General features: G+C 46.7%; 14 protein-coding genes. 6 read left to right on the forward strand and 8 right to left on the reverse strand.

Annotated elements, in window-relative coordinates:
* Positions 1-19: 19 nt before the first annotated feature.
* Positions 20-2101, forward strand: coding sequence for a DUF5723 family protein (locus G8759_RS35795; RefSeq protein WP_232074174.1), 2082 nt, complete (start codon positions 20-22; stop codon positions 2099-2101).
* Between the two features lie 33 nt (positions 2102-2134).
* On the opposite strand, the gene G8759_RS07940 is transcribed toward G8759_RS35795, so the two are convergent.
* Complete coding sequence (locus G8759_RS07940) at positions 2135-3130, reverse strand: glycoside hydrolase family protein (RefSeq protein ID WP_197933106.1); 996 nt, start codon at positions 3128-3130, stop codon at positions 2135-2137.
* Positions 3131-3215: 85 nt separating this feature from the next.
* Between G8759_RS07940 and G8759_RS07945 the strand changes: the two genes are divergently transcribed.
* Positions 3216-4796, forward strand: a complete 1581-nt coding sequence (locus G8759_RS07945) for an OmpA family protein (RefSeq protein WP_167206773.1) — start codon at positions 3216-3218, stop codon at positions 4794-4796.
* Positions 4797-4823: 27 nt separating this feature from the next.
* Here G8759_RS07945 and G8759_RS07950 read toward each other — a convergent pair whose 3' ends face one another.
* Together G8759_RS07950 and G8759_RS07955 are read right to left on the reverse strand one after the other, a co-directional pair.
* Positions 4824-6218 (reverse strand): Gfo/Idh/MocA family protein, encoded by a 1395-nt coding sequence (locus tag G8759_RS07950; RefSeq protein WP_167206775.1) that lies wholly within the window; start codon positions 6216-6218, stop codon positions 4824-4826.
* 235 nt (positions 6219-6453) lie between these two features.
* On the reverse strand, positions 6454-7215 hold the full coding sequence (locus tag G8759_RS07955) for an NIPSNAP family protein (protein WP_167206777.1): 762 nt from the start codon (positions 7213-7215) through the stop codon (positions 6454-6456).
* A 153-nt stretch (positions 7216-7368) separates the two neighbouring features.
* On the opposite strand from G8759_RS07955, the gene G8759_RS07960 reads away from it, so the two are divergent.
* On the forward strand, positions 7369-8331 hold the full coding sequence (locus tag G8759_RS07960; protein WP_167206779.1) for an alpha-E domain-containing protein: 963 nt from the start codon (positions 7369-7371) through the stop codon (positions 8329-8331).
* Positions 8332-8361: 30 nt separating this feature from the next.
* On the opposite strand, the gene G8759_RS07965 is transcribed toward G8759_RS07960, so the two are convergent.
* The 5 genes from G8759_RS07965 to G8759_RS07985 form a co-directional block, all read right to left on the reverse strand.
* Positions 8362-11214 (reverse strand): PAS domain-containing sensor histidine kinase, encoded by a 2853-nt coding sequence (locus G8759_RS07965; RefSeq protein WP_167206781.1) that lies wholly within the window; start codon positions 11212-11214, stop codon positions 8362-8364.
* Positions 11215-11235: 21 nt separating this feature from the next.
* A complete protein-coding gene (locus G8759_RS07970; protein ID WP_167206783.1) occupies positions 11236-11628 on the reverse strand; it encodes a response regulator in 393 nt (130 codons plus the stop codon).
* 352 nt (positions 11629-11980) lie between these two features.
* Complete coding sequence (locus G8759_RS07975) at positions 11981-12751, reverse strand: hypothetical protein (RefSeq protein ID WP_167206785.1); 771 nt, start codon at positions 12749-12751, stop codon at positions 11981-11983.
* Between the two features lie 149 nt (positions 12752-12900).
* A complete protein-coding gene (glgB, locus tag G8759_RS07980; RefSeq protein WP_167206787.1) occupies positions 12901-14907 on the reverse strand; it encodes a 1,4-alpha-glucan branching protein GlgB in 2007 nt (668 codons plus the stop codon).
* Positions 14908-15087: 180 nt separating this feature from the next.
* Positions 15088-16740: a putative maltokinase gene (locus G8759_RS07985; protein WP_167206789.1), complete on the reverse strand. Its 1653-nt coding sequence runs from the start codon at positions 16738-16740 to the stop codon at positions 15088-15090.
* Positions 16741-17277: 537 nt separating this feature from the next.
* On the opposite strand from G8759_RS07985, the gene G8759_RS07990 reads away from it, so the two are divergent.
* From G8759_RS07990 to G8759_RS08000, 3 genes are read left to right on the forward strand one after another with little or no spacing between them, the layout of a single operon-like run.
* Complete coding sequence (locus G8759_RS07990) at positions 17278-18150, forward strand: helix-turn-helix domain-containing protein (protein ID WP_167206791.1); 873 nt, start codon at positions 17278-17280, stop codon at positions 18148-18150.
* Positions 18151-18204: 54 nt separating this feature from the next.
* Positions 18205-19119: a helix-turn-helix domain-containing protein gene (locus tag G8759_RS07995; RefSeq protein WP_167206794.1), complete on the forward strand. Its 915-nt coding sequence runs from the start codon at positions 18205-18207 to the stop codon at positions 19117-19119.
* A 44-nt stretch (positions 19120-19163) separates the two neighbouring features.
* Entirely contained in the window at positions 19164-20525 is a 1362-nt protein-coding gene (locus tag G8759_RS08000; RefSeq protein ID WP_167206796.1) for an FAD-binding oxidoreductase, read from the forward strand.
* The last annotated feature ends 259 nt before the right edge of the window (positions 20526-20784 follow it).

Genomic DNA, 20784 nt, shown 5'->3' on the forward strand with positions numbered 1-20784 from the left:
AGTATATCATGCCTCCTCTATGCCCAAACGTCTACTTATTGGTATTCTTTGTTTAGTGCCTGGTTTTCTGATTGCGCAGCGGATGACTGGTTATCAGCTTAGTAATTATGCTGGCACCAATGGGTTATCTTTAAATCCATCTTCTATTGCTGATTCTCGCTGGGGGACTTACGTTAATATAGGAACAGTATCGTTTCAGGCTGCCAATCAGCCTCGCGTGCCATTGGCGACGCTTTTTTTTGCTCAAGCTAATATTAAACTGCATGGGCAGAACCTGGCCATGAAAGAAGTTGATATGCATGGGCCGGGGGCTATGTATCAATTGCCTAATAATCATGCATTTGCGGTTACTACCCGATATCGGTCCGATCTTAATCTGACCGGGGCTTTTGATCTGATCGACTGGTTTCAGGGAAGCACAGCGCCCCTGGCAGATATTAACCGCTCGGCCCATTTGACATCAACCGCTTTCGGTGAAATTGCTTTGTCCTATGCACTGCCAATAATCGTTAAGGATCATCATTTTGTGAAGGCGGGCGGAACCTATAAATACATTCGTGGTCTGCAAACAACAGAACTAGCAGCAAATGGTAAATTCGGGGCACCTTCGGATTGGCTCGGCTATTCGCTCAATAGCCTGACAACGACCTATTCAGACCTCATAACACTAAATCAACTGACTTTCGGCGATGCGCTTTTTGGGAAAATACCCGGAACAGGCAATGGCTTCGATATCGGATTGACGTACGAATTCAGACCGGAGACCGAGTCGTTTTACTACCCAATGGATGGCAAAACACTTGTGGACGCATCGGCAACAAAATATAAGTTCAGGTTCGGACTGTCGCTGCTGGATATTGGCAGTATCCGGTATAAAAATGCCAGTTCCTGGATGGTTCAGCCGCGAGAAGGTACGCTGCTTCAGTCGGAGATAAAACCGCCCAGAACACCTACACAGGTCAGAGATGCCGTAGCCCGATCGCTGGGAATTGTACCCGAAGGCACAATTGGTGATCTGACAGTGAAACTACCCCAGACTTTGTCGGTTCAACTGGATGCTCAGGTCCGTAAGAACTGGTTTGTTGGCGCTGCCTGGTGGAAACCCACCCGACCATCGGCCGATCGGGCGGCCATTGCTCAGCATCGGGCTGAACTTATAACATTCGGACCTCGCTATGAATCGGCAGGTCTGGAGTTTTCGGCGATGGTAAATTACTGGCGGGAATTGGGCAAGGTATCGCTTGGTACGCACGTTCGGTATGGCATGTTCACGATCGGAAGCGATAATTTAGTTGGGTTCATTACAGATAACGGAATGTCAGCACATCTCTTCGCGGGTGTAACATGGTCAATTGGAGCAAAACGGCCGAGAGATAGTGATGGAGATCATGTTTCTGACCAGCGTGATTTTTGTCCATCCGTTCCGGGTGTCTGGCTTTTTCAGGGCTGTCCCGATACGGATAATGATGGCATTCAGGATAAAGACGACAACTGCCCCCAGGATGCCGGACCTAAATCGAACAAAGGCTGCCCCGATTCTGATGGTGACGGAATTCTCGATAAAAATGATGCCTGCCCTCATGAACCCGGACCGGCCAAATATAAGGGTTGCCCAGATACCGACGGTGATGGGATTGCTAATAACGAAGATGAATGCCCGGCTGTGGCTGGCCCGGCAGCTTTGGCCGGTTGTCCGGATACAGATGGCGATGGACTTCGCGATCATCAGGATACCTGTCCAAACGAAGCCGGGTTAAAGGAGCTTGACGGCTGTGCGTTGAAAGCTGTAGCCAATAAAGATACTACCTTGTCTGAACAGGATCGGGTGTTCGTTAGCCAGTTAGTGAAGAGCTGGTTACGTGGGGTTCAGGGAAATAAGGCAGTTTTGGAGCAACTAAAAACGTACCTGACAGCTAACCCAACCCGATTAATAATGCTGGAGTTTTTGGGCGGAAATGAGGAGCAGTTAGTACGGGTGGCCACACTTTTTAAAGACGATCTGGGAGTCTATTTCGGTACTGCCGACCGTTTCCGATTTACGGTAAACGTGCTTACAGGACAAGCGCCCGGCCTGGCGGTAAAACTGGGAAATAGTCAGTAGCAAATCGATGTCGGTAAAAGATTGTCTGACTTGCTAACGATGCGATTCTTTACCGGGCCAGTTCCATGTTTTCAGATCATCGCTCCAGGCAATCCCGATTGATGCATTTTTATCAAAATTACCAGCTTCTTCGGTCAATGGACCCGAACCGTGAAAGAACATGACGTATTTCCCGAACTGAGGTTCGTTCTTCATGTTCAGCACCGTACCTGCGGTTAGTCTGCCTCTGGCCCAGGGCCAATCTGCCTGCCCTAACGTAATGAGGCTACCCCAATCTTTCCAGGTTCGTAAATCGGTTGAGCGCTTAATAGCTATCCCATTTTTAGGCGAATGAATCAATACGTACTCGTTATTCTCGACCAGCACGCAGGCATTTTCGCCAGAATCTGTATGCCCGGAGTAGGTCCAGTCGTGGAGGTCATAGGAATAAGACATACTCACCCCATTCTGCTTATAAAAACACCACCATTTGCCGGGTTCATCTTTGTCGGCCAGTAGATAGGGATCGATCATTCGGCCCATGTCGTGTTCTGACACAGTTGGTCCTTTAACACGCATAAGTTCGGGCTGGCTCCAATAACGCAGGTCGCTGCTTCGGATGGTAAAAAGCCGGGCATCACCGCTGCCGAATCGGGGCATTTGCTGAACTGTGTAATCAGGGCGAGGGTAAGTTTGCAGGCAAAGAATCCATTCGTTATTGTATCGAATAATATTGCCGGGGCTACTGTAATCGAGACGTTGGTCGCGGGGTGTCAAAATCTGTATCTGCGACCAGCGACGCAGGTCTTTGGATTGACTCATGGCTGTATAAGAATATACCTTACCGCCCTCTTCGATCCGTACGAGAGTAAAAAAGAGGTACATTGTGTTGTTGTAATAAAGTATTGCCGGGTCGCGATAAGCCGTATGGTCATCACCCTGAAACAGAACGGGCGAGGGTATTTTAGTAAGTATGTTCTTAGGTGTATCCTGGGTCGATACCGTTAAAAGTTGCCAGCCTATATACAGCCAAAGTAGTAAGATGTGCATACGATTTTACCTGTTAACGATCTGATTGGACGACTAATAAACTGTTCGTATTTTGATGTTATCGCACCTGCATAATTAAAAATAGATGACGAACTCAATAAGCCGCGTTCGGGTAAGTATAATCACCTGTTTAGTATTCCCGGCCATTCTGGTTTCGGATTTATGGGCGAAGGGCCGATTGAATTTTTGGGCCAATAGTCAGCTCATCAATAGAACCGCTTATGAAGCAGACAATATAATTCCTAACGATTTTCGACTACGATTTATACATACCGAAGGTAAGGCCGATAATATTGCCGTTGTGACAAAAGGTGGTTCAGCACCTGTGTCAGATACAGTTTCTGCACCGACTACAACGGCATGTCAGCCAGCCACTGCGTACGTACCACGGGCTCATTCAGCCGAAAAACCGAATGCTTCGGCCCAACTGGCGGTAACCATTCAGGTAATTGATTCTCAAACGAAGGAGCCGGTTCCTGGCGGGGAGTTGAGCGTGACCGACCAGGCCCATCAGAGGTTGACACCCGTATTTGACAGTCTCAATCGACAGTTTAATGTGTCGGTAGCGTCAGGCACCGCACTTACTATTCTGGCATCTGCTTCCGATTATGTATCCGCTAAAATACAATTAGCCAATGTGATTGCTCCGCGACGGATTACGATGAAGTTGATGAAGCTAAAGCCTACTGTGCTGACTATCAAAGTGTTCTCGGTGGATATTCGTCAGCCTCTCGCATCGGCCGTAGTCAGTATTACCTCCCGAATTACGGGTAAAGCTGAGCGGTTCGAATTACCTACCGGTCGACTTGAACGTACATTTACAACCGATGATGATCTTGACATTCAGGTTAGTGCAGTGGGCTATACGTCCATAAACCGACGATTAGCTATTGATGTCCCATTGTCAGGCAAGCTTTATGAATTCGATGCTGAACTAGATAAAATTACGCTTAGTCTGACCATTAAGGTGGTCGACAATCAAACAGGGAAAGCAGTGTCGGGAGCCACATTCATACTTATTGGCCCAACCGGAACTCCACCGATTCCCATAAAAATAGACCTTGCAACCGGTCTGGCTACGGCAGCTATACCCGGTAAAGGAATCTATAAACTGACCAGTACAGCTCCAGGCTATGAGGGTGTTACACGGTCGTTGACCCTGGATAAAGAACAAAATGAGGTATTGGTTAAATTGTTGGCTAAATCGCCTGCTACTGCTGAAAAAACGCTATTATCCAAAGGTCAGCCAACCGATAAAGCGGCAACGGAAACAGCCGCTTTATCGGTATCCTCTGTCACAACAAAAACCTTTGGCGTCATTGAAAAAGGTAAAAGCATTCGCCTGAACAGGATTTATTTCGATCAGAGCAGTCCTGTTCTACGGCCAGAATCGTATACGGAACTTAACCAGTTGTTCGATGTGCTGTCGCAGTATCCATCACTGCGCATCGAAATACGGGGTCATACCGATAACCAGGGCGATTTTGATCTGAATACGCAGCTTTCCCGCGATCGTTGTCAGGCCGTGGTTAACTATCTGGTTGGTAAAGGAATCCGTAAAAATCGACTAAAGGCCGTCGGGCGCGGATCGCTGGACCCCGTTGCTCCCAATAACAATAAAGAGAACCGGAAGAAAAACAGGCGGGTAGAGTTTATGGTACTCTAACCTGAATCGCGTCGATAGACTTTACCGTCATGCGGATTTTTTGGGCTCCGGGCCACGAAATGCATCTTTTTTATCGACTTCAGCGAGCTTTACGGGCCGCCCTTCCCGCGCCGATCGGTAAATAGCTTCCATGATTTTCTGGTCCTGAAGGCCTTCTTCACCCGGCGTAAAGGGTCGTTTGTTCTCAAGGATGCATTCCGAGAAATGATCCATTTCGGCTGCAAACTGGTCCTGATCGCTAATTTTGTGCTGAATAACCTGATTTTCTTTTCCCTGTGCCTGGCTCGTTTCTAACTGCAAACCCGTATAGGGAAATGCCGGGTCCATTTTGATCCAGCCCGTATCGGCCAGCACCTTGTAGTTTTTGTCGTCGTGATGGCCATAACTGGTAGCACAACTGGTTTGTACTCCACTCGGGAATTTCATGAGCCAGTTGACCTGTTCTTCAACTTCCTTAAACCGAGGATCATTAGGTGTGCTATGAACATAACCGACTACTTCGGTTGGTTCTTCACCCAGTAGATATCGAATTGTGTTCAGGCAGTATAAACCAACGTCGGGTAACGAACCTCCACCGGCCAGCGCCTTTTTAAACCGCCAATGGTCCGGGTTATCGGAGTTTTGCCCGTTGTTAGCCATGATGGACTTAACCTTGCCGAATTGTTCTTTCTGAATCATTTCACGGACAATCCGGTGATGTGGTTCATATTGAATCCGATACGCAATCATTAGTTTACGGCCCGCTTTCTGGCAGGCATCGATCATCGACTGGCATTCCTGGGCGCTATTCGCCATTGGCTTTTCGCAGAGAATATGCTTGCCTGCCTGTGCCCCTCTGATTGTATATTCGGCATGCATCCCGTTAGGAAGCACAATGTATATGGCCTGAACTTCTTTATTCTCGCGTAGTTTATCGTAATCGGCGTAGTTGTAGCAGCTCTCTTTTCTGACGCCGTATTGGGCGGCTACTTTCTGCATTTTTTCGGGGCTACCGCTTACTAAAGCCACCACTTTAGATTTTTTGCAAGCACCAAAAGCCGGTAGAATCTGATTTAGTGTCAGATGGCCCAGGCCAACCAGCGCATAGCCAATGCGCTGATCTTGAGGTAAAGGGCTTGGCGTTGGTGATTCCTCCTGTTCTGTTTTTGCTTTGATTTGTTCCAGCTCTATCGGCTTAGTAGAATCGGCAGGCACTTTGGCCGGTGGAGAAGTAGCCGGTAATTTGGGTACGGGTCCGCTGGTTGTATTGACAGTTGCGGAAACCGATGAGTTGTTTTCGGGCTTTTTATCGCACCCAAGAAGTGCACTGCCGACTGCGCCAGCAACCAGACCTTGACCAGCTGTTTTTAGGAATTTTTGCCGGGATACCATCGGCAAACGGGACTGATCGAGCAAATCAACCAGATGATCAATCGATTTCATAACGTTGTAGTTTTGCTAACGCAACCTGCCTACAACCGCTTTGTTAAGAAAAGTAAGCCATTGATCGCATGTGGCCCACTGTTGACCCGTCACTATCATTCTGTTCGTTTCTTCCTGATTGACGCGCTTTGTATTGATGAAATGAAACAGCTTTTACGGCATGGGACTGATCTTCAGGTGATTATTGATCTAATTTTTACAGTCAGATCGATAACCACCCGAAGACAGCGTTAGCTTACTTAATCGGAGAATAATCCGTTGGTTTCATGTAAACCGATTCCACCTTTGTGGTTAACGGTCCATTTTTTTCTGATTCTGCTTTTACCTTAACCCAGACCGGATCTTTGCGAAATTCGTCGAAATGGGCTTTGCCTTCAGCTTCACTCGGGTGAGCCAAAATATAGACCAGCTTTGGCTGACCGCCATCTTTCTCCTGCGTTGTCCAATAGCCAATGTGTGTCATACCATGGTTACTGAACAGTTTTATCGTATGATCGCGGAAACGAGTCAGCAGGGCAGGTAGTTTGTCGGGAGCTGGCGTATAGGTCCGTAATTCGAACGTACGGGCGGGTGATTTTACACCGGTTTTTACTTCGGGAGAAATATCCGATTCGGTCATGAATATCTGATCCACATGGTCGACCAGCTTGCCATTGGCTTCGGTTTTGGCCACCACTGCTTTCCATTCCGGATCACTACTAAATGCTTTCCAGGACGCGTCACGCGCTTCGCGGCTTGGATAGGCCAGAATGTAAATTAACTCTTTGCGCGATGTATCGGTTGGAGTCCAGTATCCGATATTTTCCATCCCATGCTTCTCGAAAATTTTTGTCGTGTATTGCCGGAAGCGGTCAACAATTTCGGCATACTTACCCGGCGTTGGATAATAAATCCTCACCTCATAAAATTTGGAACTGGGCTTTCCTGGGCTGACAATAGCCAATGTTGCTGTACTGAATAGCAAGCCAAACGTGAGTAGTGAATACAGTTTGAACATAGTGTTATTTACGAAAAGGAATGGCTGGCAAATTACTCTATTTTTAAATGATTATTTAGTAAAATAATCAGACTATAGAGTCGAGGCTTGTAAAACAGCAATGAAGTTCTATTTTTGTTAGTCACCCTCCGTGATAACCCAATTATTTAACTTATGCTGAGCCGCGTTGCCAACTCTGTTTACTGGATGCATCGCTACATTGAACGGGCTGAAAATTATGCCCGCTTCATGAGCGTTAACTTCAATCTGGCCCTCGATTTACCACCTAATGTGAATCAGCAGTGGGAGCCTCTGCTCATCGCAACGGCCGATAACTACCTGTTTGACAAGTACTATAAGCAGCCAACGCGTGAGAATGTCATTCATTTTATGACTTTTGAAAAGCGTAACCCCAACTCCATTGTTTCGTGCCTGAGTAACGCTCGCGAGAATGCCCGGACGATCCGCGAAGTTATTTCGAAGGAGATGTGGGAACACCTCAATCAGTTTTACCTGAAAGTCCGCGAAACATCACCAAAGCAGCAATGGGGCGAGGTGCAAACGCAAAGTTTTTTCACGGATATTCGCAACGATACGCAGCTCTTTTACGGCATTATCGATGCGACCATTACCCGTAATGAAGCCTGGCATTTTGGGCGGCTTGGTCGATTTCTGGAGCGTGCCGATAAAACATCACGCTTTCTGGATGTGAAATATTTTACCTTATTGCCTGAAATTGAAGCGGTCGGTTCTACCCTCGACCTGATGATCTGGTCGGCGGTGCTGAAGTCGGTTAGCGCCTACAATATGCACCGTCAGCAGTATCGTTCACTGACGCCATCGAGCATTGTTGAGTTCCTCATCCTGGATAAAATGTTTCCCCGTGCCGTTGCCCACTGTATTAGGCAGGCTGAGTTATCGCTCTACGAAATTTCGGGAAATAATATTTCTCATGGCTTCGGGAATACGGCTGAGCGAACGCTCTCCAAACTACGTGCGGAGATTGAATTTACCGAGACTGCAGATGTCTTTAAGGCAGGATTACATCAGTATCTGGATCATTTTCAGACGCGTACGAATGAGATTGGGGCTTCCATTTTCGAAACCTATTTCGATCTAAAGCCGGTGGAAGTATAAGACAAAAACCAGTTTTCAGCCGGTAGTCGATTAGAGGCTATAGCCTGCTGAAAACTGGCCTACGGGTTGTTTCTCTGGCAGGTAAATATGAAAAATAGCGCCCTGGCCAGGCTCGCTTTCGGCTGTAATAATGCCCCCGTGGTTGCTTACAATTTTGCGGCATAAGGCCAGTCCAATACCAGTGCCACTGTAGTTTTTGGCATTATTGAGCCGTTGGAAAATAGTAAAAACACGGTCGGCATATTCCTGTTCAAAGCCAATGCCGTTATCCTGTACCATTAAGTGGACATACGTGCTGGTTGGATACAGGTTAAGCTGCTCTACGACTTCTATTGGGGTAAGTATATTGGCCTGAATAACAATGACAGGGAGTATTTCCGAAAACTTTAGGGCATTACTGATCAGGTTAGTGAAAAGTTGATGCATCTGCAACGGAATTCCTTCAATAACGGGCAGATTTCCGCACTGAATAACGGCCTTTTTTTCTTCGATTAATAGCTCAAAATCAACCAGTACATTTCGTATAATCTGATTGAGATCGATTAGTGCCAACTGCTCATCCGTTTTTGACAATCGGCTGTAGTTGAGAACGGCTTTAATCAGGGCCGACATCCGTTGCGCTGATTTGGTCACTTTATTAAGGTAAAGCGTAAACAGTTCGTCATCGTGTCGATTGTCAAGCAGCAGCCCCGCAAAACTTTGAATCTTTCGGAGGGGCTCCTGAAGATCATGGCTGGCGATATAAGCAAATTGTTCTAGTTCGTGATTGGTTCTGATTAGCTCGTGATTTGTTGTTCTTAATTCCTGCGTATGTTCCTTAACCTGGCGCTCTAACTCCTGCTGGGCCATTCGCTGGGTGGTAATATCCATTGTAATGCCAACCATTTTTAATGGGGTTCCTGTTTCGTCATACGTTCCTTGGCCCGAAGCTCTGATCCAATGAATAGAGCCATCAGGCCAGTTGATGCGATATTCGGCATTATAGGTATTCGTCGTCATGATTGCCTCGTCGATGGCTTCCAATACACGTTGGCGATCGTCGGGTAAAATCACATCCAGCAGGTCTGGGAAATTAAAGAGTGCATCGGCTGGAAGGCCAAAATTTGCCCGGCATTGAAGCGTACACTGCATAAGTCCCGATCCTAAATCCAGTTCATACGAACCTAAACGACCGGCATTCAACGCCATTTCCAGCCGCTTATTTGCTTTTTGAAGGGCTGCTTCGCTTTCTTCCAGCTCTTTTCGGGCTGCCAGTGTCGGGCGTAGATCCCGGCCCGTTGCCACTATAGCATAGGGCTCTCCGGTTGATGGATCGTCGATAATAAATCGCTTGATATCCAGAGGAATTCGTTCTCCTGTCTGAAAATGACGGTAATGTTGTATGCCTTCCCACTGCTTTTGAGCCATAGCAACAGGTATCTGTTGCTGTTGTACGATTTTCCAGTCTTCAACAGTGAAGAAATCGCTCATTTGCCTGGACGTTATCCCATCACGCGTTAAACCCAGTAGTTCTAAACCATACGGATTGACATACAGTACGGGGCCGTCCAGACGGAAAATGCTCATGTATTCCGGACTGCCTTCTACCAGAGACGTAAACTGCTGTTGTTCCAATCGTGCTTCAACTTCGACGCTAATGTCCTGGGCAATACCGGCAAAACTCAGTGCTTTACCGGATGCATCGTTTAAATAAGTACCCATCACTTTGAGCCAATGGATACTGCCGTCGTTCCAGACAGTTCTTGCTTCGTACTGTAATTTGCCCGTCAGTGCAGCTTTTTCATAAGCTTTATCCCGGATGGGGCGATCCTGTGGCAGGATGTAATTGATGAGTACATCGCGGGTTAAGTTGGCCTGTTCACTACCCGTAAAAATGGTAGAAAGTGTAGACGAATAGACAATAGTATCGGTGGCTAAGTCGACGAAAAATGTGCCTGCACCTGCGCTATCTACGGCCAATCTGGCCTGTTCTTCGGTTCGTTTCAGATTTTCCTGAGCCAACACCTGATCCGTAATATCCTGCGCTGTTCCAGCAAAACGGTAAGCTACATTTTGGTCATTGAAATACGCTTTGCCCTGGCAACGTAACCAGCGCAGCTTATTATCGGTAGCTGCGATTGTCCGGAACTTGCTGTCATAACGATCCTTTGATCCTGGAGCTAATACGCGCCTAACCGATTCTTCTACTTCCTGACGATCATCGGGATGGATGTGGTTCAAAACATCGGCATAAGCGACCTGATTATCGTTCGGAAAGCCATAAAGCTCCTGGCAGCGCATATCCCAGTGAACAATATTCTGCACAGGATCAAGAACCCAGGTGCCCAATTCACTGGCCTTCAGCGCAAATTGTAGCTGCTCCTGAGTTATGTCCATTGGTCCGATAGACTGAGGAATGCCTGTTGTTTCAAGGCAGGTTATGAGTATACCACCGGGTTCAGCCAGTTCGCCGATAACAGGACTGTAGCTAAATGTCCAGTAACTATCGACCAGCTCTCCCTTTCGATGGATAGCTAATAATTTGTTCTCAATCCTGACAGGTTTTCCACTGCTTACTGTCTGATCGATAACCAGGTTCGTCTCAGTCCATAGTAATGGCCAGGCCGTTGGGCCCGGCTCACCTGTGACTGCGGGATAATTACTCGAATGACCAAGCTCCAGGTGGTAAGTTTCATTACAAAAACAAATCCGTTCGGGACCCCAGAAAAGAAGCATGGGGAGCGGGGAGCCAAGCATAATGCTGAGCGTTGTACGCAAACTTTGCGGCCATGTGTCAATTGGGCCTAGTGGATTAATCGACCAGTCAATCGAGGGAATCAAGTTGCCCATTTCCCCCTCTCGACTGAGAAAGGGATAAAGAGAAGCCGGACTATGCGTTTTCATGATGAACTGGTTTCGGACGGGCTAACAGTCCAGAAGCAATTTTGACAACTCATCAATCAGGTCAGACACTTGTGCGGGCTTTGTAATAAACCCGTCTGCCCCAAGTTGTTTTGTCTCCAGAATATCCTTTGCTTCAGACGATGTTGAGTATATAAAGATCAATGCGTGTTGCAGGTGGGCAATTTTTTTGATTTCCGTTAGACATTGCTTGCCATTCATTCCTGGCATGTTTAAGTCCAGGAAAATAAATTGAGGGACAAAAGTCTCATCCTGCCGAAGTTTTCGCAGTGCTTCTGCTCCATCGTCAGCAAAGGAGCAGGCAATCGACGAATCCAATTTTCTTAAAGCTAGCAAAAAAATTTCCTGATCGTCTTCGTCATCATCAATTAAAAGGCACGTAATCGGTGAGTCCATGAAGTGTTAAATGGGCAGTGCTCGGCTGAGGTTTTGTCAATTAAATGTAGTAGATCGTGCTAACTTATAGAGATGGCGGTAGATTGGTTATGACTATCGGGCAGCAAATCAAACTAGTGATTACTGAATAGATGGCCTATAGCTGAAAGTCTGAGCTGTCAGCTAGTTACTCATCCCGAAAATGAAACTATTTGTAAGAGGGAATTGCTCACGTAGGACTTTCGCTCAGATGCGTGCCACGGTTATTAGGAGCAGCAGCAGTAACCACCGTCCGCGGCTGCGGTGGTACGAATCTGAGCGAAAGTCCTATGACTGGAACCTGTTAATTTTTGGCTGGTTAGCTAACGGAGAATCAATAAAATATTGGTAATGTAAGTGCTACATAAACCATCCCTGCCCGATTACGAAACCGATTGTTATCGGCTACAATGTCGCGGTTATTGACAGTGATTTCAGTCGTTAGCCATTGATACCCCACTTTGGCGGCAAAGCGTTGGCTGATATGAAAACGGGCATAAACTTCTGTAGAAAGTGTTCCAAGATCATTGTCGCCCAGCAGCCGCACGTTTAAATTGCTGGGACGACTCTGCTGGAAAGCGTTAACCCCCTGAAAGAAAAGAGTCGAATCTGCGCCCGCCGGTGTCTTTAGGTTGAACTTACCATTTGATGACCAATAGCGGCCCGTGCGCGACTTGCCAAATGTGAAACCTAACAGGTCAGCACTGACTCCCAGTTCAACCATGCCCAGATTAAGCTGCGCCCTAACTCCCGCATTCAGAGAAGTCATCGTTACGTAATCGAGACGAACCGTGTCAACATTACGGGCAATGAGAGGCTCTGAGAGTGCACCAAAACCAGTTTTTCCTCGTGTTAGCCGGGCGGGTGCTGTGTAATAATTCAAATTATCGCCGTAAAAAGCACCCAGACGAAGCGTCCAGCCCAGGGAAAATAATTTTCGCTCGCCAACATTAATGAGCTGATAATACGTAATGGATGGATTATAATTGTTTTTAGAATAGGCCATGCCCAGATCAAAACCACTCTTCAGACGAGCTGCTACCGGCGATTGGGCAAAACTGGGAATGGAGAAAAGGGTAAGTACCGCAACAATTATTTTCTTCATGCAAACGAATCAGGATGTATGAGTCGGTAAAGATAGGTGCTAAGCCGGTATTACACTGATTTAAGGATTAATCTGATTTTGTCGCCTAGTGAACGGTTCAAAATCAAGTTAATCCTTAAATCAGTGCAATCGCACAAAAAACCAGGTTATTAGCCAATTTTTAGGATAATGGCACCTAGTGGCGGCACATTTAACCGGATTGACTGCGGGCGTCCATGCCATGAAGATTCTTCACTCTGAACCGGGGATGTATTGCCAATACCACTACCATAGAACTCGGTGGAGTCACTATTGAAAATTTCCCGATATGAACCTGCGGTTGGTACGCCAATGCGGTAGTCGGAGCGGGGAATAGGGGTCATGTTGAGAACAACCAGTAAATTGTCTTCGGGGCGATTGCCTTTGCGGATGTACGTAATGATACTATTTTCCCGATCCGATGTATCGATCCATTCAAAACCGTCGGCGGTGTAGGTGCGTTCGTACATAGCAGGCTCGTTTCTGTAGAGTTTATTTAAGGCTCGTACGCAGGTTGCCATGCCTTTATGGGGAGCAAATTCCAGCAAATGCCAGTCGAGGCTGTTGTCGAATTTCCACTCTGATGTTTGCCCGAATTCACAACCCATAAACATCAGTTTGCTGCCAGAGTGGGTAAACATATAGGAGAACAATAGCCTTAGGTTGGCAAAACGCTGCCATTCATCGCCCGGCATTTTGCCAATAAGCGATTTCTTGCCATACACGACCTCATCATGCGAAAGAGGGAGCATGAAGTTTTCCGTGAAAGCATAGACTGTGCTAAAGGTCAGATTATCCTGATGGAATTTGCGAAAAGCCGGATCACGCTGGAAGTAGCGTAGTGTGTCGTTCATCCAGCCCATCATCCATTTCATGCCAAAACCCAATCCGCCGGTGTAAACGGGTCGCGATACGCCCGGAAAGGCAGTCGACTCTTCGGCCACCGTCTGTACATCCGGAAAGCTGAGATAAATCGCTTCGTTAATTTCTTTAAAGAGCGAAATGGCCTCCAGATTTTCGCGGCCACCAAACATGTTCGGTTCCCATTCGCCGGCATTCCGGGAATAATCTAGGTAGAGCATGGAGGCAACGGCATCGACCCGGAGCCCATCGGCATGGCAACGGTCGAGCCAGAAAATGGCGTTAGAGATCAGAAAGGAACGAACCTCTGGTCGGCTGTAGTTGAAAATGTAGCTTTTCCAGTCGGGATGGTAGCCTTTGCGTGGATCGGGGTGTTCGTAGAGATGTGACCCATCGAACTCATACAGACCGTGTGCATCACCGGGGAAGTGGGAGGGAACCCAATCGAGCAATACGCCAATGCCCGCCTGGTGCAATCGTTCGATTAAATGCATGAAATCCTGCGGTGTACCAAAGCGGCTGCTAGGCGCGTAGTAGCCTGTAATCTGATAGCCCCAGGAGGGTTCATAAGGGTATTGCATAACCGGCATGAACTCAACATGCGTGAAGCCCATATCCTGTACATACGGAACAAGCGCATTGGCAATTTCGCCGTAGCTCAGTTCGCGTTTTGGATCTGAAGGGTCGCGTCGCCAGGAGGATAAATGAACCTCATAGACCGAAAACGGGGCATTAAGGGCATTTTTTGCCTTTCGGTTCGCCATCCAGTCCTGATCCTGCCATTCATAGTAGGTATCCCAGACTAAGGAAGCTGTTTTGGGAGGAGTTTCCCACCAGTGTGCATACGGATCACCTTTTTCAATTTCACGTCCTCCTTCGTGAACGATGAAATATTTGTAAGATTCGCCCCTGCCCGTGTTCGGAATAAATGCCTCCCAGATGCCCGATGAATCCCAGCGGACTTTCAGTGGATGGCTAGCTTTGTCCCAGCCATTAAAACTGCCGATCACAGATACATACCGCGCAGAAGGTGCCCAAACCGCGAAATAAGTGCCAATAACGCCGTTAAACTCAACGACGTGTGAGCCAAATTTGTCGTATAGCTTCTGATGTTTCCCTGCCCGAAATAGATAAATATCGAAATCCGTAAAACGGGAATAAATTTCCGATTTCACCGATTCGTTGGTGTTTTGTGGTAAAGGGGCAGGCTGTTCTGGCTGCTTGGTTTCAGCCGGTGAGATTGTAGACGGTGACGTCGTGGTTTTGCGTTTTGCCATTTTTTAGGAACTGGTATAGCTACGTTATTGAACGTGATCAGGGCCGGAAAGTTAGAAAAATTCCTTACCGTTCTTCATGAAGCACCTTTACAATCCATCGATGCTTCAATTTTTACTGTTCGTGTTGGGGTGTTGTTGGTTTGCTTAGTCGAAAGGCATGTGTGGTTGCCCTTTGTAAAACTATTCGCTTTTCGATTGCAGCAGAGCTGTTTGCAGCATTGGTATGTTGGGCACACTTTCACCGTCGCTCAGGCGAATTTTCTCAATTTCACGAACAACGTCAATAATACCCCTGAGTGGAATTTTAACCCAGGAGGGGCGGTAACTAATTTCGTAGCCCAATTCATAAACTGCCTTTTCGAGCAGATAAACCAGTAACAGGAAATTTACTTCATTGTTGTTTTTGAATAATGGATGTGGAGTTCCAAAAACATCCAGATACGAATTTAAAAAGGTATCGCGGATGAGGTAAAACCACCGATCTGAAACCCGTTGTAAATGTTCAGGATGGAGAGCGTCGGTTTCTATGGAGTTAAAAAGTTTGGCCGAAACAGCATAGTGATACGACCGGATCATGCCAGCCACATCTTTGAGGGGGGAGTGCTTGATTTTTCGTTCGGTAATGCTGCTTTCCGGTTCTCCCTCGAAATCAATCACAACAAAATCATGGCCAGTAGCCAGTACTTGCCCAAGGTGATAATCGCCATGAATACGAATACGTAGTGAATCAATCGGACGGTTTCGGAAGTCGTCAATAAACGTCTCGATCATCTCGCGGGCCTCCATAAACACCCAGGCAAGGCGCTGTGTTTGCGGATCAAGTTTTGTATAGTTATCAATAAGCAGAGCGTATCGACGCTCAAGTAGATCGCCAAAGCGTTTAATCAGAAATTCGCGATACTCATCCGTAAATGGTTCAGGAGCAAAAGCTTCATTGGCTTCCGGTTTATAGAGTGCACAGTGCATTTCGCCGGTTCGCTTTCCCAATAACTCAACCTTCTCAAAAACATCTTCCCGAATGGCAAACAGGCGTTGGGGCACGGCAAACAGAAAATCGTTGAGATAATCGCCGGTTTGCATCCACGAGTCTTTGTCATTCTGGACCATACGCTGCATCATTCCCAGCGTAATATTCGAACGCTCCCCTGATGGATTGGTATTGGCTTGTTGCCAGCTAATGCTTCCGCCAAAGGCCGGAATATGATTGAAATTACTTTCGTCCGTCAGAAAGGCCACCATATCGACTTCCGGGTTGGTTTCCTGAAAGAGTTTACGATAGAGCTTAAGGAAATATTTATCGCCAAAAGTCATTGCAGAATTACTCGAATCGACAGGCAGCACTCTTGAACTCAGGTTTTCATCGCCTTCTTCCAGCCCTTTGCCTTTACGGAAAATCAGTTGACCATCCGATTGCGGTATCACCTGATTCGTATAGATGTTGGCGAACAAAGCATGCCGGAAGCGTTCGTCGTAGATGGCATCGATCAGAAGTCCCGATTGACCGCCGAGGATTGCCTCACCAATGCGGCCTTTGTCGGGTACATCGACTATGGAGCCGGTCAGGAATGATAGCGGAAGCAGATAATGCTCTGGAATGCCATCAGCATAGGTTGCTTCCAGAATTAACAGGAAGGCTACGTCACCATCGGAAAGCGTTAAGGTATGTATTGTTTGAACGGTAAAGCCAGTTTGCTGACGGGCTTTACCCGCAAACCAACGGCAGTTATTTACGTATATTGGTAGTAGCGTTTGGGCCAATTCTGACCAAAATGTACTATCGGTGGCAACAGTAGTCCAGGAGGTGGAGGAGGTCAGAGGCTGGGACGGTACCATGAATAAGGTTCAATTGGCTGGGAGTCAATTAGGTTGTGTGGTGTTGGTCCGAACGAGGGTAGATCAGACTAAAGGCCGGTTACTAGCCAGTTAGTAGCTATTAACCGGCCTTCAGGAGGTATAGCTGATTCTTTGTACTCGGTTCAGGTCAAAAATTTCTTGAATATAAAACAAAAAAGAACGGCTGATGTTGGCGAGGGTGAGAACGGGTGCGTATTTTCTTTTGGCCTGAACGTTAAAGATGTCAGCGATCATCTACCGGACAGATTCCCAAATGCCGGCAAATACTACTAATTTGGGCGCTTTCAACCGATTTGCCGATTCGTGAAATAGGGCTAGCAGGTAATTGATTAGTATGAAAAATACAGGATCTACGGAATTGGTTGACCAATCTTTTTGCTGGTGATTTAAATTGACCTTTAGAGGCAATAAATTGAGCCGTACAGCAAAATGAGCTTGCATTATATTGTCTAGTTTTGTTCTATCAGTCAGTTGGTTAACTTTTCGATCGGAGCTATGACAAATGTATACGACTTCTTGAAGTACCAACCAGATATTTACAGGCAATTCGTATGTAAAGATCTTCTGTTTGCTTACTACGATTGCCCGCAGTCGCAACACCGGGATGACATATTTTCGCATCATAGCTACCTTTCATTTGTTGTCAGTGGAAGCAAACGCATCTATCGACAGGGAAAGAGCTGGACATTTGCGAAAGGGAGCCTGGAATTTGTCAAAAAAGGCGGATTTATTCAGGAAGTGTATCTGGATGAAGGCTTCCGGGCATTGACATGCTATATACCGGATACTTACTTACAGCAGCTCATCCGAAGTTTTCGGCAATTCTATCGGGGGAAACCCATAACAAACCAGCCTACTGAGCCGATTATTGAATTGGCCGCCAATGAAACTACAACGGGCTTTGTACAAACCTTACTAAACTACTTTGAACAGGAAATAGAACCCACTGGAGAGGTACTGGAAGAGCGGTTTCGGGAATTGTTATTTACTCTGCTCATCAATCCTGATAATTACGCCCTGGTTACCTATCTCCATAGTCTGACCGATCGTCCTCGTATATCGCTTTATGAGGTGCTTGAGGCTAATTACATGTACCATCTGTCACTGAATGAATACGCTCAGATTGCCAACCGTAGTTTGGCCTCCTTTAAGCGTGAATTCAGAAGCTTATTCAATACAACGCCCGCTCAATGGCTCATTCAGAAGCGGCTCGATTACGCCCTGGTTCTACTCAACACAACCGAAAAGAGCATTGGTGATATAGTTTTCGATAGTGGTTTTGAGAATAGCTCCCATTTCAGCCGGGTCTTCAAAGACAAATTTGGACTTGCGCCCCAACATTACCGAAAACAACGTATAGTGCTGTCGGAACGGACCCTAACCGCTTAATCGGTTTTACCTGTACTGGCTAAAAGGGCGACGCGGATGTGTTACCCAGTTTCTGTGGCTTTTCGACTAAAGGCCAAGCTCTTATTCTGCATTGCCATGATAAATGTGTATGAATTTTTGCGCTACCAGCCAGAGCTTTACAAACAGTTCAATTGTAAAGATTTGATGTTTGTATACTACTACTGTCCGCAGACCATACGGAAGGTAGATGTGTTTACGCATTACAATATTCTCTCCTTTGTTATAGAGGGCAGAAAGTTGATTCATCGACCTGATACTACCTACTTATTGGAGGAAGGGCATTGCTATTTTTTCAAAACAGGAGCCTACAATCAGGAGCTTTATCTGGATGAAGGCTGGCGGTCGATGAACCTCTACATACCAGACAGTTATCTGCAACAGCTTGTTGAAAATTATCCGCAGATTTATGATCAAAAATCAGAGCCAGAATCAATTTTTAGTCAGATTAATGAGTTGAAACTCAATGAAGTGATTAGCCAGTTGGCGCAACGAATGCTAGCTTACTTTACCGACGAGCAGGCACCGATTGAAGCGATTCTTGAACAATGTTTTCGGGAATTGTTTCTGGCCATTCTTGCCGAACCTGATAATCAATCATTGGTCGGGTATCTCGGCAAACTTGCTAAACGTACTAGTCCGTCGTTGTACATGATTATGGAGACGAATTTTATGTATAATCTATCGCTCCCTGAGTTTGCTCAACTGGCCCATCAAAGTTTGCCCAGCTTTAAGCGCGAGTTCAAACGGATGTTCAATATACCACCGGCTAAGTGGCTTCTGCAGAAACGGTTAGCACATGCTGGCATCTTGCTGAGAACCACAGAGAAAAGTATTAGTGATATCGTGCAGGAGAGTGGTTTCGAGAGTGGGTCGCACTTTTGTCGCGTGTTTAAGAATCAGTTTGGCGAATCACCATTGCAATACCGTAAGCAATTGAGCTTTAGGTAGTCTGTTCTATACGCTTTCACTCTTAAACCAAATCTATTCTAATTATGGAAACAGTAGCTATTCCTCAATTGAAGGGGAAACTCATTGATCCGCAGCACCCGGAATACCAGGTGGCGCGTCAGGTTTATAATGGGATGATTGATAAGCAGCCAGCCTTAATTGCTCAATGTGATACGGTTGAGGATGTGGTGGCGATGGTTAACTATGCCAGAGAAACCAGCATGTTGCTGGCGATCAAAGGAGGGGGACACAATGGAGCGGGCTTAGGCGTCTGTGATAATGGCCTGGTCATTGATTTATCCGGTATGAAACGAATTGAGGTTAATGCCGAAAAGCAGACCGTTTGGGCCGAAGGTGGCTGTTTGTTGAAAGATTTGGATGCCGCAACACATCCATATGGCTTGGCAGTGCCAACGGGTATTAACGGAACAACGGGCCTCGCTGGACTTACGCTCGGTGGTGGTCTTGGTTATCTGACCCGGCATTGCGGATTGACTATCGATAATCTGCTGGAAGCTACTGTCGTGTTGGCCGACGGCCGGGTCGTAAAGGCATCTGGCAGCGAAAATGAGGATTTATTCTGGGCTATTCGGGGCGGTGGCGGCAATTTTGGAGTTATTACATCTTTTCTGTTTCATGCCCATCCGATCAGTACGGTCGTGGCCGGACCAATACTTTACGAACTGGAAGATGCTAAAGAGATCATGCAGTGGTATCGTTCCTACATTAAAGATGCTCCTGATGAGATTAATGGCTGGTTTGCCTTCCTGACCGTACCCCCTGGCCCGCCATTTCCAGAACACCTTCATCTGAAAAAAATGTGTGGTATTCTGTGGTGTTATAGTGGCCCAACAGAAGACGCTGATAAACTACTGGGCCCAATCCGTCAGATGAAAACCCCGGCGCTCGATCTGGTCGGACCAATGCCGGTACCCGTATTACAGGGCCTGTTCGATCCGCTCTATCCACCGGGAATGCAATGGTACTGGAAGGCTGATTATGTGAATGAGTTGAGCGACGAGGTAATCGATATTCATTGTCAACATGCCGCTCAACTCCCAACCATGCTCTCGACCATGCATTTATATCCCATCAATGGGGCGGCTGCACGGGTCCGCAATCAGGACACTGCCTGGAATTATCGGGATGCAACCTGGGCGATGGTTATCGTTGGTGTTGATCCTGACCCGGCTAACGCTTCACTAATCACCAGCTGGGCCAAAAATTACTGGCAGGATTTACACCCATACGGAGCCGGAGGTGCTTACATCAATTTTATGATGGAAGAAGGTGAAGATCGTGTAAAGGCCACCTATGGCGATAACTACGATCGATTGGTGGCAGTAAAGGCTAAATACGACCCTACTAATCTGTTTCGGGTGAATCAAAATATTAAGCCCGTATAATGCTCAACAACATGCCCGGGAATGGACTTAAACCCATATAAACAACAAGGTATATGAGCCAAAAACAACTAAGTTTTTAGAGGAACCTTTCTGGCAGTTTACTCCAAGCCTGAGAATCATTTTTCAATAGGGTTGGTATCAAAATACGCTACTCAGACTACCAATGGTAAGGTATGCACTTTGCCATCAGGCTATTGCCTTGCCTGAATTTTACACAGGCCGCTGAAACAGAATATGCATAATTTTTTCCTTACACATA

This window comes from Spirosoma aureum, assembly GCF_011604685.1.
Taxonomy (GTDB): Bacteria; Bacteroidota; Bacteroidia; order Cytophagales; family Spirosomataceae; genus Spirosoma; species Spirosoma aureum.

Excerpts from the sequence above, each read along its gene's own strand:
- G8759_RS35795 (WP_232074174.1), top strand. The coding sequence starts at position 20 with ATGCCCAAACGTCTACTTATTGGTATTCTTTGTTTAGTGCCTGGTTTT.
- G8759_RS07940 (WP_197933106.1), bottom strand. The coding sequence starts at position 3,130 with ATGCACATCTTACTACTTTGGCTGTATATAGGCTGGCAACTTTTAACG.
- G8759_RS07945 (WP_167206773.1), top strand. The coding sequence starts at position 3,216 with ATGACGAACTCAATAAGCCGCGTTCGGGTAAGTATAATCACCTGTTTA.
- G8759_RS07950 (WP_167206775.1), bottom strand. The coding sequence starts at position 6,218 with ATGAAATCGATTGATCATCTGGTTGATTTGCTCGATCAGTCCCGTTTG.
- G8759_RS07955 (WP_167206777.1), bottom strand. The coding sequence starts at position 7,215 with ATGTTCAAACTGTATTCACTACTCACGTTTGGCTTGCTATTCAGTACA.
- G8759_RS07960 (WP_167206779.1), top strand. The coding sequence starts at position 7,369 with ATGCTGAGCCGCGTTGCCAACTCTGTTTACTGGATGCATCGCTACATT.
- G8759_RS07965 (WP_167206781.1), bottom strand. The coding sequence starts at position 11,214 with ATGAAAACGCATAGTCCGGCTTCTCTTTATCCCTTTCTCAGTCGAGAG.
- G8759_RS07970 (WP_167206783.1), bottom strand. The coding sequence starts at position 11,628 with ATGGACTCACCGATTACGTGCCTTTTAATTGATGATGACGAAGACGAT.
- G8759_RS07975 (WP_167206785.1), bottom strand. The coding sequence starts at position 12,751 with ATGAAGAAAATAATTGTTGCGGTACTTACCCTTTTCTCCATTCCCAGT.
- glgB (WP_167206787.1), bottom strand. The coding sequence starts at position 14,907 with ATGGCAAAACGCAAAACCACGACGTCACCGTCTACAATCTCACCGGCT.
- G8759_RS07985 (WP_167206789.1), bottom strand. The coding sequence starts at position 16,740 with ATGGTACCGTCCCAGCCTCTGACCTCCTCCACCTCCTGGACTACTGTT.
- G8759_RS08000 (WP_167206796.1), top strand. The coding sequence starts at position 19,164 with ATGGAAACAGTAGCTATTCCTCAATTGAAGGGGAAACTCATTGATCCG.